This is a genomic window from Saccharopolyspora hattusasensis (assembly GCF_050972075.1).
GTDB classification, from domain to species: domain Bacteria; phylum Actinomycetota; class Actinomycetes; order Mycobacteriales; family Pseudonocardiaceae; genus Saccharopolyspora; species Saccharopolyspora hattusasensis.
This window is the reverse complement of sequence record NZ_JBPCDC010000001.1, coordinates 1817027-1830195: the sequence shown is the minus strand read 5'-3', so window position 1 is coordinate 1830195 and position 13169 is coordinate 1817027. Positions and strand designations below refer to the sequence as shown.

Sequence of the window (13169 nt, the reverse complement as noted above, 5' to 3'; positions counted from 1 at the left end):
CCTTTCTAAGGCGACCGCCGAGCCGGGTTCAGCCGGTCTTGGCCGCTTTGCGCTCCGCCCGCGCCACCGGCGAGCGGTCCGACAACACGGCAGTGATCCGGTCCAGGTAGACCGCGAGGATCACCACCGACAGCCCGGCCTCGAAGCCCTGGCCGAGCCGAACCCGGGTGACCGCCTCGTAGATGTCGGTGCCCAGCCCCTCCGCGCCGACCATGCCTGCGATGACCACCATCGACAGGGCCAGCATGATCACCTGGTTGATGCCGGCCATGATCGACGGCATGGCCAGCGGCAGCTGGATGCCGGTGAGGATCTTGCGGGTCGGCGCCCCGAACGCCTCGCCCGCCTCGACCACCTCGGTGTCCACCTGTCGGATGCCCAGCTCGGTGAGCCGGACACCGGGCGGCAACGCGAAGATCACGGTGGCCACCACGCCCGGCACCTCACCGATGTTGAAGAAGAAGATGACCGGGATCAGGTATACGAACGCGGGCATGGTCTGCATCAGGTCCAGCACCGGCCGCACCACCCCGCTCACCTTGCGGCTGCGGGCGGACAGGATCCCCACTGGGATCCCGATGGCCACCGCGATGATGCTGGCCACCAACACCAGCGACAGGGTCTGCATGGCCGACTCGAACATCAGCATGCTGGCGATCAGCCCGAAGCCGATCAGGCTGAACAGCCCGAACCGCCAGCTGCGCAGCCACAGCGCCAGCGCGCTGAACACCAGCACCATGACCAGGTCGGGCAACCAGTTCAGCGCGTAGGTCAGGCCGTCCACCGACGACCGCAGCACGACATCGATGAAGTCGAACACCGGGCCGATGTTGTTGTTCAGCCAGGTGACCAGGGCCGCGAACCAGTCGCCGACCGGGATGCGCGGCAGTTCGAACTGGGTCGCGAGCCAGAGTGCCTCAGACATCGGACACCTCCTTCTCGGCAGGTTTGCCGTCCGCGGTGGACACCCGAGCCTCGCGGCTCAACGCCTCGAACACCGCCGCCGGGGTGACCACACCGAGCACCCGCTGCTGCTCATCGACCACCGGGACCGGCACGGCGCGGGTGCTCATCCGGGCGAACAGGTCCTTCAAAGGTGCATCGCCGGGCACTGGTTTCTCCCCGGGAGGGGCCGTGCCCTGCGGCTCGGCGATGGCCGCCGCGGTGAGCACCCGGCTGCGGTCGACGTCCTGGACGAACTTCGCCACGTAGTCGTCGGCCGGTTCGTTGAGGATCTGCTCGGCGGTGCCGATCTGCACGATCCGCCCTGCCCGCATCATCGCGATCCGGTCGCCCAGCTTCATCGCTTCGTTGAGGTCGTGGGTGATGAAGATGATCGTCTTGCCCAGTTTCGCTTGCAGGTTCAGCAGTTGGTCCTGCATTTCGCGTTTGATCAGCGGATCCAGCGCGCTGAACGCCTCGTCCATCAGCAGCACGTCGGTGTGCGCAGCCAGCGCACGGGCGAGCCCGACGCGCTGTCGCATGCCGCCGGAGAGCTGCTGGGGATAACGGTCCTCCCAGCCCTCCAGCCCCACCAGGCTCAGCGCCTCGGTCGCCCTCTCGGTGATCTCGGACATGCTCGATCCCCGGATCCGCAGCCCGTATCCGGCGTTGTCCAGCACCGTGCGGTGCGGGAACAGGGCGAAGTGCTGGAACACCATGCTCATCCGCTGCTGCCGCATGGCGCGCAGCGCCTTGGCGGACATCCCGGTGATGTCCTCGCCGTCGACGAGCACGCGGCCCGTGGTGGGCGTGAGCAGCCCGTTTAACATGCGGATCAGCGTCGACTTGCCGGAGCCGGACAGCCCCATCACGACGAACGTCTCGCCTTCTCCGACGTCGAACGACGCGTCCACCACCGCGGCGGTCGCGCCCGCCGCCTTGATCTCATCCTCGTCGGCTCCCGCTTCCAGGCGGCGAACCAGCTCCGTCGGCTGTGGCCCGAAGATCTTGTAGAGCCGCTCCACGCGTACCGATGTCACCGATCGCCTCCACCTGCTTCGCCGGAGCTGGCGGGTTCCACCGGGGCTCCGGGGCTGCGCGAATTGTCGGTTCTCCGCCGAGCAACTCGCCGTGTCGCGGATTCGCGTTCGTGTCCTTTCATACGGGCTTTGATCATACTGAGCGGGATCTTGATGTCCAGCCGTTCGGGTGAAGATCTGATTGCGTTACGGCTGTCCGATTTGGCTTTGCGGCCCGGCTTGTTGGGTCGATCGCGACCCTCTGACGTGCGAATATTCGATTGACAAAGAGAATGATCCCACTTCGGGGCCGACGTTGCGAAGCGGCGAATTCAAATGATCACAATGGGTGGTTCTGTGTGGTTCGTCCGATTTTCCTGACTGGTCAATTGATCTTTTTTCGGGTATCCGGGATTTGGTGATTTCATAACTTAAATCCGTTTGAGTTTCGCAAGATCTTTGCGTCGGCCGCTGCCGAGAAATCGCCGATCTTCCCACGATGTGATACGGCGCCCGTCCGGGGCGTCCACTCGCCTCGGACGTTTAAGGTCGGATGCATGCAACCCTGGTCATCGGTTCCCGTGCCTCAGGTGCCGGGCACACCCAGCCCACTGCACCTCTTCGACACCGCCGCCGGTGAGGTCAGGCCTACCGAACCCGGGCCCGTCGCGAGGATCTACGTCTGCGGCATCACGCCGTACGACGCAACCCATCTGGGCCACGCCGCGACGTACCTGGCGTTCGACCTGGTTCACCGGGTTTGGCTGGACAACGGTCACCAGGTGCACTATGTGCAGAACGTCACCGACATCGACGACCCGCTGCTGGAGCGCGCCGAGCGCGACCGAGAGGACTGGGTCGTGCTCGCGATGCGCGAGACCGCACTGTTCCGCGAGGACATGGAGGCGCTGCGGGTGGTGCCGCCGGCCGACTTCGTCGGCGCGGTCGAGTCCATCCCGGAGATCGTCGAGGCGGTGGGCAAGCTGTTGGCGTCGGGTGCGGCCTACCGGGTCGACGGCGAGCACCCCGACATCTACTTCCGGCACCAGTCCTCCGGCAACTTCGGCTACGAGTCCAACTACGACGAAGCGACCATGCGCGCCTTCTTCGCCGAGCGCGGCGGAGACCCCGACCGGCCCGGCAAGGAGCACCCGCTGGACGCGCTGGTGTGGCGGATGGCCCGCGACGGCGAACCGTCCTGGGAGTCCGAGCTCGGCGCCGGCCGGCCGGGCTGGCACCTGGAATGTTCGGTGATCGCGCTGAACCGGCTCGGCCTCGGCTTCGACGTCCAGGGTGGCGGCTCGGACCTGATCTTCCCGCATCACGAGTTCAGCGCCGCGCACGCCGAGTCGTTGACCGGCGAGTTCCCGTTCGCCAAGCACTACGTGCACGCCGGGATGATCGGCCTGGACGGCGAGAAGATGTCGAAGTCCAAGGGCAACCTGGTGTTCGTGTCCCGGCTGCGCGGCGACCGGGTGGACCCGATGGCCATCCGGCTGGCGCTGCTGGACGGTCACTACCGCACCGACCGGTCGTGGACGGATGGCGCGCTGATCAACGGCTCCGCGCGGCTGGCCCGGTGGCGGGAGGCCGTTGCGCTGGATGCGGCTCCGGCGGCGGAGCCGGCCGTCGCACGGCTGCGTGAGCGGCTGTCCGACGACCTGGACACCCAGCAGGCGCTGCGCGCGATCGACGCCTGGGCCGACGAGGCGCTGACCTCCGGCGGCTCCGACCGGGACGCGCCGCAGCACATCCGTACCGCCGTCGACGCCCTCCTCGGCGTCGGGCTGTGAAACCGCGAGGGACACCCGTGTCCAATTGGCTCGGCTGTCCAATTGGCTCGGCTGTCCAATTGGCTCGGCTGTCCGATTGGCTCGGCTGTCCAATTACGGCCGCGGGTGCCCCTCGCGCTTCACGTGATTGCGTTCGGTCAGCCGGGGCCGGGGCCCAACGGGCCCTTGCCGCCGGGTCCCCCGGGGCCGCGGCGGCGCAGGTAGCGCTCGAACTCCGCCGCGATCGCGTCGCCGCTGGCTTCGGTCAGCTTGACCTCGGCGTCCCCGCGCTCCTCCAGCGCGCGGACGTAGTTGCGGACGTCCTCGTCCTCCTCCGCCATCTCGCTGACGGTCTGCTCCCACTCCTCGGCCTGCTCCGGCAGGTTGCCCAGCGGTACCTCGATGTCGAGCGCGTCCTCGACCCGGTGCAGCAGCGCCAGCGTCGCCTTCGGCGACGGCGGCTGCGAGACGTAGTGCGGTACCGCCGCCCAGAACGAGATCGCCGGGATCCCGGCCTGCACGCAGGCGTCCTGGAAGACCCCGACGATCCCGGTCGGGCCCTCGTAGCGGGAGCGCTCCAGGCCGTACCGGGCCGCCGAGTCGGTGTCGTATGCCGCACCGCTGACCGGCACCGGCCGGGTGTGCGGAGCGTCCGCGAGCAGTGCTCCGAGGGTGACCACGGTGCGCGCCCCGATCCGCTCGATCTGCTCCACGAGTTCGGCGGAGAACGCCCGCCAGCGCATGTTCGGCTCAATGCCGTGCACCAGCACCACGTCGTGATCGCAGCCCGGCGGGCGGCAGACCGTCAGCCGGGTGGTCGGCCAGGAGACCTGGCGGGTGATGCCGTCCACCAGCTTCACCGTCGGGCGGGTGACCTGGAAGTCGTAGTACGGGTCCGGGTCGATCTCGCTCAACGGTGTCGCGTCCCAGATGAGCTGGAGGTGCTCGATCGCGGAGCTGGCGGCGTCGCCGGCATCGTTCCAGCCCTCAAAACCAGCTATGACGACGGGGTTCGCAAGCTGGGGAAGGTTTTGCTTCTCGCTCACGCGAACCTCCCTACGAAGCTACGGCGCGATCGCGGCGGTTGGGTAAGCCCGCCGCTCCAGCCTTCGAAAGCGCTGACCAAGATCGGATCGGTCAGTTGGGGCAGTTCGGCGCGCGGTTGTTCGGTGTTGTGTGCGTCGCGATCGGTCACGGCGCCAGCCTACGACGCCACGCCGACGCGAGCGCCCGACGTCCCTGCACCGCTCGTGACCGGCCGGGCACCACAGGTTGCCGGTTTGACGTGAGGTTTCGCGGGCAAGACCCTTTACCCAAGTCACCGTGGGTGTCAGCGGAGAGGGAACCCGATCCAGCAAGTGGACAGCACCGGATCGTCACCGAGCGAGGGGACTGGGATATCCCCGAAGTCCCGGCTGCGGTTGTCGATCGGCCGCCGCCCCGCGGACCTCGCCAAGCTGCTCGTCGCCGGCGGGCTGCTCACGCTGAGCGTGCTGCTGGTGCTGGTGCCCGCCAACCCCGTCGAGGTCGCGATCTACCAGCAGCTCGAGCGGATCCCGGCGATCTCCGATCCGGTGTGGGTGGTGCTGGTCTGGCTCGGGGGCTGGGCCGGGATCGCCGGGGTGACCGCGGTGGCGATGTACTTCGGCTGGATCCGGGTAGCGCTGCTGTGCGCGGGATCGGGCGCGCTGACCTGGGGCCTCGCCCAGATCATGCACCAGGTGCTGCCCGCCCGGGCGGTGCCGGCGCCGGTCTTCGAGCCGCCGGGCGGATTCCCGTTCCCCTCCAGCGAAGTGGCCATCGTGACGGTGCTGGCCGTGGTCGCCGCGCCCTACCTGGGCGGGCCCGCGCGGCGGGTCGGCTGGGGGCTCACCGTGCTGGCCGGCGTGGCCGTGGTCCACCTGGGTCTCCAGCTGCCGCTGGACACGGTGGGTGGCGCGCTGCTGGGCTGGGGCGTCGGGATGCTCTGCCACCTCGTCTGGGGCGCGCCCGGCCGGAAGGTCTCCGAGAAGGTGATCTTCGGCGAGCTGGAGCTGGCCGGGCTGAAACCGGTCTCGATCGTCGCGTTGCGGCACCGGCTGCTGGTGCCGCGCGAGTTCGCGGTGCGGACCGGGGACGGGCGGACGCTGCGGGTGAAGGTGGTGCGGCGGATGAGCCGCCGCGCCGGACCCTGGTACAAGATCAAACGGCTGCTCACGCTGCTCGACGTCCAGGACGAGCCGCGGCTGTCGACCCCGCACCACGAGGTGGAGCACGAGGCCTACGTGACGCTGCTGGCCGAGCGGGCCGGGGTGCGCACCCCGCAGGTCGTGCTGGCTTGCGACGTCAAGCACGCGCCCGCGCTGCTGGTGGTCGGGCAGGTGCGCGGACGCCGGTTGTCGGAGATGCGGGGCGACGACATCGACGACGAGCTGCTGGCGGCGATCTGGGCGCAGCTCGCGGCCCTGGCCGGGGCCCGCATCGCCCACCACGACCTGCGCGCGAAGAACATCCTGGTGGACGACGAGAACCGGCCCTGGCTGCTGAGCTTCACGTTCAGCCACGCGGGTGCGGACGAGGCGCGCTGCGCCCAGGACCTGGCCGAGGCGATGCTCTCGCTGGCGACGGTGGCCGGCACCGAGCGCACGGTGTCCACCGCGATCCGCGCGCTCCCCGCCGAGCAGCTCGCGGCGGCACTGCGGAACCTGGTCCCGCTGGCGCTGCCCCGGCGGATCAGGAACCAGGCGCCGCACGGCCGCTTCCTGGTGCCCGAACTGCGCGAAGCCCTTGCCGACGGGTTGGGCCTGCCGATCCCGGGGTTCCGCTCGCCGGTCCGCCCGATCACCGTGATCGGCATGCTGCTCATCGCCGCAGCCGTCTACCTGCTGCTCCCGGAGCTTTCCAGCATGGGCGCGGTGCTCACGGCGGTGCAGCACGCGAACTGGGTCTGGTTGGGCGTGGCGGTGGCGACCGGATTCCTGTCGATCCTGGCGTCGTCGGTCTCCGTGCAGGGCTCCAGCCGGGTTCCGCTGCCGTTCTGGCAGACCCTTCTCGTGCAGGTGGCGGCCGCGTTCACCGGGCGCACCACGCCCAGTGGCGCCGGGTTCTTCGGCATCAACGTGGTGTACATGGAGCGGCTCGGGCTGCGGCGGCGGGTGGCGGTCGGGGTGACGCTGCTCAACCAGGCGGGCACCGGGGCGGTGGCGTTCGTCGTGGCCGTGTTCGGGGTGTTCGCGGTCGGCTTGTCCGGGACGTTCACCAACCTCTCGATCCCGACCGGCTGGCCGGTGGCGGTCGCCGCGGTCGCGGTGCTGGTGGTCGCCGCGGTCGTGATGGCCTCGCCCTTCGGCCGCCGCCGGATCGCCGCACCGTCGGTGGAGGTCGTTCGCGAACTGCTGGAGACGCTGCGCCACCCGGTGCGCGCGCTCCAGCTGTTCGGCGGCGCGCTGGGTTACCTGGTGGTCTCGGGCCTGGGACTGGCGGCGTCGCTGGCCGCGCTGCACCCGGACTTCTCGTGGGTGGCGGTGACGGTCGTGTTCATCATCGGCAACACCCTCGGCCACCTGGTGCCCTCGCCCGGCGGCCTCGGCGCCGTCGAGGCGGTGCTGCTCGCGGGCCTCGGTGCCATCGGGGTACCGGCGACCGCGGCGATCACGGCGGTGCTCATCTCCCGCCTGCTCACCTACTGGCTGCCCGTGCTCCCCGGCATACTCGTGTTCCGCTACCTGCAACACCGCGGCGTGATTTAGAAAATGGGGGCTCATCCTGCGTAGCGGTGCGGGTGGCGGAACCTCAGAAGCCTTCTCGACTCCGGGATCCCCGACTTGCGTATGACCAATACGCGGCGCTGGGGCTGTCCTCGCGAGAAAGGCTCGGGGGGCGGGGTGTCCCCGCAAGGCACTCCTGAGAACCCGCGGCGGTGCCGGCTGCGGGGGTGGGCTAAGCGGCTGCGCCGCTTCAAAGGCAGCTTGTAGGGAAATCGCGGCTCATCCTGCGCCGCGGTGCGGGGGCCGGGCCGGGTACCACAGTGTGGGAATCCGGTTGGCCGCCGCTCGTACGCTGGTTGGTATGCCGCATTCTCCCTGGTCACCCCTGCTGGAGGCGCTGGAGCGCCGAGTCCTCGTCGCCGACGGCGCGATGGGCACCATGCTGCAGGAGGTGCCGCTAGGCCTCGACGACTTCGCGGGGCTGGAGGGGTGCAACGAGATTCTCAACGCGACCCGCCCGGACGTGGTGCGCGACGTGCACCGCGGGTACCTGGCGGCCGGGGCGGACGCGGTCGAGACCAACACCTTCGGCACGAACCTGGCCAACCTCGGCGAGTACGGCATCGCCGACCGCATCCGCGAGCTGGCCGAGCGCGGCGCACAGCTGGCGCGGGAGTGCGCCGACGAGTTCGCCACCGCCGGGCAGCCCCGGTTCGTGCTGGGCGCGATGGGGCCGGGCACCAAGCTGCCGACGCTGGGGCACGTGGGCTTCGAAGCGCTGCGCGACGCCTACGAGGAGCAGACCCTCGGCATGCTCGACGGCGGGATCGACGCGGTCCTCGTGGAGACCTCGCAGGACCTGCTGCAGACCAAGGCGTCGGTGCTGGCAGCCAAGCGCGGCATGGCGCGGGCCGGGCGGCGGGTGCCGATCATCGCGCAGGTGACGGTGGAGACCACCGGCACGATGCTGCTGGGCACCGAGATCACCGCCGCGCTGACCGCGCTGGAGCCGCTGGGCATCGACCTGATCGGGATGAACTGCGCCACCGGGCCGGCGGAGATGAGCGAGCACCTGCGGCAGCTGGCCAAGCACTCGCGCGTGCCGCTGTCGGTGATGCCCAACGCCGGGCTTCCCGAGCTCGGGCCGAGCGGAGCCGTGTACCCGCTGACCCCGGAGGAGCTGGCCGAGGCGCTCGCCGAGTTCGTCGCGAACTTCGGCGCCCGCCTGGTCGGCGGCTGTTGCGGCACGACCGGCGAGCACATCCGGCAGGTCGTCGAGGCGGTGCGGGAACTGGACCCGCCGCCGCGCGAGCCGCGGCCCGAGCCGGGCGTCAGCTCGCTGTACCAGGCGGTGACGTTCGACCAGGACGCGTCGGTGCTGGTGATCGGCGAGCGCACGAACGCCAACGGCTCCAAGGCTTTCCGCGAGGCGATGCTGGCCGGTGACTACGACGACTGCGTCGAGATCGCCAAGGCCCAGACCCGCGACGGCGCGCACCTGATCGACCTCTGCGTGGACTACGTGGGCCGCGACGGGACCGCCGACATGGCCGAACTGGCCGCGCGGCTGGCCACCGCCTCGACGCTGCCGGTGATGCTGGACTCCACCGAGCCGCCGGTGCTGCGTGCCGGGCTGGAACGGCTCGGCGGCCGGTGCGTGGTCAACTCCGTCAACTACGAGGACGGCGACGGCCCGGACTCCCGCTACCGGCGGGTCATGGAGCTGGTCCGCGAGCACGGCGCGGCGGTCGTGGTGATGTGCATCGACGAGGACGGGCAGGCCCGCACGAAGGACTGGAAGCTGCGGGTCGCCAACCGGATCATCGACGACCTGACCGGCAACTGGGGTCTGGCCGAGTCGGACATCATCGTCGACACCTTGACCTTCCCGGTCTCCACCGGCCAGGAGGAGGTGCGCCGCGACGGCATCGAGACCATCGAGGCGATCCGCGAGCTCAAGCGCACGCGCCCGCAAGTCCGCACCACGCTGGGAATTTCGAACGTCTCCTTCGGACTGAACGCGGCGGCCCGGCAGGTGCTGAACTCGGTGTTCCTCAACGAGTGCCGGGAAGCGGGGCTGGACACCGCGATCGTGCACGCCTCGAAGATCCTGCCGATGAACAAGATCCCGGACGAGCAGCGGCAGGTCGCGCTCGACCTGGTCTACGACCGGCGCCGCGACGGCTACGACCCGTTGCAGCGGCTGATGGAGCTCTTCGAGGGCCAGACCGCGAAGTCCAGCCGGGCCTCGCGCGCCGAGGAACTCGCGGCGCTGCCGCTGTTCGAACGGCTGGAGCGGCGGATCGTCGACGGCGAGCGCAACGGGCTCGAAGCGGACCTGGACGCGGCGATGGCGGCGAAGCCGCCGCTGGAGATCATCAACGAGAACCTGCTGGCCGGCATGAAGGTCGTGGGCGAGCTGTTCGGTTCCGGGCAGATGCAGCTGCCGTTCGTGCTGCAGTCCGCCGAGGTCATGAAGGCCGCGGTCGCCTACCTGGAGCCGCACATGGAGAAGGACTCCGCCGCAGGCAAGGGAACCCTGGTGCTGGCCACGGTCAAGGGCGACGTGCACGACATCGGCAAGAACCTGGTCGACATCATCGTGTCCAACAACGGGTACAACGTGGTCAACCTGGGCATCAAGCAGCCGATCGGCACGATCCTGGACAGCGCGCGGCAGCACGACGCGGACGCCATCGGCATGTCCGGGCTGCTGGTGAAGTCCACGGTGATCATGAAGGAGAACCTGGCGGAGATCAACGCCAGGGGAGTGGCCGAGGCGTTCCCGGTGCTGCTCGGCGGCGCGGCGCTGACCCGGTCCTATGTGGAGAGCGACCTCGACGAGCTGTACGAGGGCGAGGTGCGTTACGCCCGCGACGCCTTCGAGGGACTGCGGCTGATGGACTCCATCATGGCCCGCAAGCGCGGCGGCGTGGTGGCCCCGGACCCGGCCGAGGAGGCGAAGAAGGCCGAGCGCAAGGCCCGCCGGGAACGGTCGCTGCGGATCGCCGAGAAACGCAAGGCAGCGGTGGCGGAGCCCGCGCCGGTGAGCCGCTCGGACGTGGCCGCCGACGTTCCGGTGCCGACGCCGCCGTTCTGGGGGCGGCGCGAGGTGCGCGGCGTGCCGGTCGGCGAGTACGCCGCCTACCTGGACGAGCGGGCCACGTTCTTCGGCCAGTGGGGGCTGCGCGGCGCGAAAGGCGGTCCGTCCTACGAAGAACTGGTCGAGTCCGAGGGGCGCCCGCGGCTGCGGTACTGGATGGACGCGCTCGCCACCGAGGGGATCCTGCAGCACGCGGCGGTGGTCTACGGCTACTTCCCGTGCGTGTCCGAGGGCGACGACCTGGTCGTGCTGGACAAGGACGAGGCGGACGCGCCGGAGCGCTGCCGTTTCACCTTCCCCCGGCAGGCCCGCGACCGGCACCTGTGCCTCGCGGACTTCTTCCGCTCGCGGGAGCGCGCCGAGGAGTCCGGGCAGGTGGACGTGCTGCCGTTGCAGCTGGTCACGATGGGCCAGCCGATCGCGGACCACGCCAACGAGCTGTTCGCCCGCAACGCCTACCGCGACTACCTGGAGATCCACGGCCTCGGGGTGCAGCTCACCGAGGCGCTGGCGGAGTACTGGCACCGCCGCGTCCGCCAGGAACTGCTGTTCGCCTCCGGCGCCCCGGTGGCGGCGGAGGATCCGTCCACAGTGGAGGAATTTTTCCGGCTCGGCTACCGCGGCGCGCGCTTCTCCCTGGGCTACGGCGCCTGCCCGAACCTGGAGGACCGGGCCAAGATCGTCGATTTGCTGCAACCGGAACGGATCGGCGTGACCCTCTCCGAGGAGTTCCAGCTGCACCCGGAGCAGTCCACCGACGCGATCGTCGCCCACCACCCGGAAGCCAAGTACTTCAACACCTGATCAGGTAGATGTAGTGCGCAGACCCCCGGATTTATCCGTGGGGTTAGCACGTCAAGTCCGATCCTGACGCGCCAGCGGTAACCCTGCCAACGTTAGATAGTTCGGTTCTGTATAGTGTTGGGTATGGCCGTCACGCTGCGATCGAACGCGAACATCACCTTTCAGTGCGCGTTCCACGTCGTGTGGTGCCCGAAATACCGGCGCCGGGTCATCGGTGGCCGGATGGAAGAACGCTTGAAGCAGCTCATCCGGGAAGTCGTCGAGGAGAAGGGGGCGTGGCTGGTGGAGCTGGAAACGATGCCGGACCACGTTCACCTTCTCGTCGAAGTCGACCCGCAGTACGGGGTGCACAAGCTGGTCAAAGCGATTAAGGGGCGTTCGTCGCGTGTGTTGCGGGAAGAGTTCCCGTGGTTGCGGTCGAAGCTTCCGACGCTGTGGACCAACAGCTATTTCGTCGCGACGGTCGGCGGCGCACCGCTGTCGGTCATCAAGCGCTACGTCGAACAGCAGAAGGCCCGGTGAGCCGATGCTGACGGGACGTCGCTACCGCTTGAAGCTCACCACCGCGCAGGCCGCCCAGTGTGAGGAGTTCGGCAATATCTGCCGGGCAGTGTGGAACACCGCCCTGGAACAACGCCGCGAGTACCGGCGGCGCGGGGCGTGGCTGAACTACAACGAGCAAGCCGGAGAGCTCGCCGACGCGAAAACCGAGCACGACTGGTTGCAGACCGCGCCGTCGCACATCCTTCAGCAGGCGTTGAAGGATCTGGACCGGGCGTGCCGCGACCACGGCACGTTCCGGGTTAAGTGGCGCGGTAAGCAGCGTTGGAACCCGTCGTTCCGGTTCCCGATGGGCAAGCTCATCGGGGTCGAGCGGCTGAACAAGCGGTGGGGACGGGCGAAGCTCCCGAAGCTGGGGTGGGTGCGGTTCCGCATGACCCGCCAGCTCGGCGGTGCCGTGCGGTCCGTGACAGTGTCCCGCGACGGCCGGGACTGGTTCGTGTCGTTGTTCGTCGACGACGGCGCCAGCACCCCAGAACGGCACGCCGCACCCCACAGCGGCGTCGGTGTCGACCGTGGAGTCGCGGCAGCGGTAGCTACCAGTGACGGCAAGCTCATTGACCGCGATTTCGTCTCGCCTGGCGAGGATGAGCGTTACCGCGGGTTGCAGCAGAAGCTTTCCCGGCAGAAGCGGGGCAGCGCAAACCGTAAGAAGACGCTCGGCAAGATGCGCCGGTTGAAGCGGCGCGAACGCGACCGGCGAGCGGACTTCTGCTCGCAGGTCGCGGCCGGGCTCACCGACCGCAACGCGCTGGTCGTGCTGGAAGACCTCCGTACCCGGAACATGACCCGGTCGGCGAGCGGAACCGCCGAAGAACCCGGCCGGAACGTCGCCCACAAGTCCGGCCTGAACCGCGCCATCCTCGGCAAAGGCTGGCACAAGCTTGAACTGGCCCTGCGTAACGCTGCCCGCTATAGCGGCAGCGAGATCGTGAAGGTGCCTGCTGCGTACACGTCGCAGACGTGCGCGGTGTGCCGTGCTGTGGACCCGGAAAGCCGTGAGAGCCAAGCGGTTTTTCGGTGTACCCAGTGCGGCCACACCGCGCACGCTGACGTGAACGCGGCGAAGAACATTCTCGCCGCCGGACGGGCGGGGACAGCCTGTGGAGACCTCGCCGTTAGGCGGTCCGTGAAGCAGGAACCTCAACCGGCGTTAGCGCTGGTTGGAACCCCCCGGCTTTAGCCGTGGGGAGGACGTCAACCGACGAGGGATTGGACACTTTCGCTGGGGACGGCCGGGCCCGGATGCTCTACTGGAGGCGGCCCTGGTCCCAAACCTCCT

At 69.1% G+C, this 13169-nt stretch carries 8 protein-coding genes; 5 read left to right on the top strand and 3 right to left on the bottom strand.

What is annotated here, in order from left to right; all coding sequences use genetic code 11:
- Positions 1–28: 28 nt before the first annotated feature.
- Together ACRXBZ_RS07655 and ACRXBZ_RS07650 are read right to left on the bottom strand one after the other, a co-directional pair.
- Positions 29–925 (bottom strand): ABC transporter permease, encoded by an 897-nt coding sequence (locus ACRXBZ_RS07655; protein WP_433878445.1) that lies wholly within the window; start codon positions 923–925, stop codon positions 29–31.
- Positions 918–1967: a quaternary amine ABC transporter ATP-binding protein gene (locus ACRXBZ_RS07650; RefSeq protein WP_433883823.1), complete on the bottom strand. Its 1050-nt coding sequence runs from the start codon at positions 1965–1967 to the stop codon at positions 918–920. Before ACRXBZ_RS07650 ends, ACRXBZ_RS07655 begins: the two co-directional genes overlap by 8 nt.
- A gap of 551 nt (positions 1968–2518) precedes the next feature.
- On the opposite strand from ACRXBZ_RS07650, the gene mshC reads away from it, so the two are divergent.
- Entirely contained in the window at positions 2519–3754 is a 1236-nt protein-coding gene (gene mshC, locus ACRXBZ_RS07645; protein ID WP_433878444.1) for a cysteine--1-D-myo-inosityl 2-amino-2-deoxy-alpha-D-glucopyranoside ligase, read from the top strand.
- Positions 3755–3891: 137 nt separating this feature from the next.
- On the opposite strand, the gene ACRXBZ_RS07640 is transcribed toward mshC, so the two are convergent.
- Positions 3892–4779 (bottom strand): PAC2 family protein, encoded by an 888-nt coding sequence (locus ACRXBZ_RS07640; protein ID WP_433878443.1) that lies wholly within the window; start codon positions 4777–4779, stop codon positions 3892–3894.
- Positions 4780–5091: 312 nt separating this feature from the next.
- On the opposite strand from ACRXBZ_RS07640, the gene ACRXBZ_RS07635 reads away from it, so the two are divergent.
- The 4 genes from ACRXBZ_RS07635 to ACRXBZ_RS07620 all read left to right on the top strand — a co-directional run bounded on the left by ACRXBZ_RS07635 (position 5092) and on the right by ACRXBZ_RS07620 (position 13070).
- The gene (locus ACRXBZ_RS07635) at positions 5092–7461 is read left to right on the top strand and encodes a lysylphosphatidylglycerol synthase domain-containing protein (protein ID WP_433878442.1); all 2370 of its coding nucleotides are present in this window, start codon (positions 5092–5094) and stop codon (positions 7459–7461) included.
- A 319-nt stretch (positions 7462–7780) separates the two neighbouring features.
- Positions 7781–11326 carry a methionine synthase gene (gene metH, locus ACRXBZ_RS07630; protein WP_433878441.1) on the top strand — a complete coding sequence of 1182 codons (3546 nt, stop codon included), beginning with the start codon at positions 7781–7783 and terminating at the stop codon, positions 11324–11326.
- 123 nt (positions 11327–11449) lie between these two features.
- Positions 11450–11848 carry an IS200/IS605 family transposase gene (tnpA, locus tag ACRXBZ_RS07625; RefSeq protein WP_168584178.1) on the top strand — a complete coding sequence of 133 codons (399 nt, stop codon included), beginning with the start codon at positions 11450–11452 and terminating at the stop codon, positions 11846–11848.
- 4 nt (positions 11849–11852) lie between these two features.
- Complete coding sequence (locus ACRXBZ_RS07620; protein ID WP_433878440.1) at positions 11853–13070, top strand: RNA-guided endonuclease InsQ/TnpB family protein; 1218 nt, start codon at positions 11853–11855, stop codon at positions 13068–13070.
- Positions 13071–13169: the final 99 nt, after the last annotated feature.

Bases quoted from the DNA above. Each gene is read 5' to 3' on its own strand.
- ACRXBZ_RS07655 (WP_433878445.1), bottom strand. From the start codon at position 925: ATGTCTGAGGCACTCTGGCTCGCGACCCAGTTCGAACTGCCGCGCATC.
- mshC (WP_433878444.1), top strand. From the start codon at position 2,519: ATGCAACCCTGGTCATCGGTTCCCGTGCCTCAGGTGCCGGGCACACCC.
- metH (WP_433878441.1), top strand. From the start codon at position 7,781: ATGCCGCATTCTCCCTGGTCACCCCTGCTGGAGGCGCTGGAGCGCCGA.
- tnpA (WP_168584178.1), top strand. From the start codon at position 11,450: ATGGCCGTCACGCTGCGATCGAACGCGAACATCACCTTTCAGTGCGCG.
- ACRXBZ_RS07620 (WP_433878440.1), top strand. From the start codon at position 11,853: ATGCTGACGGGACGTCGCTACCGCTTGAAGCTCACCACCGCGCAGGCC.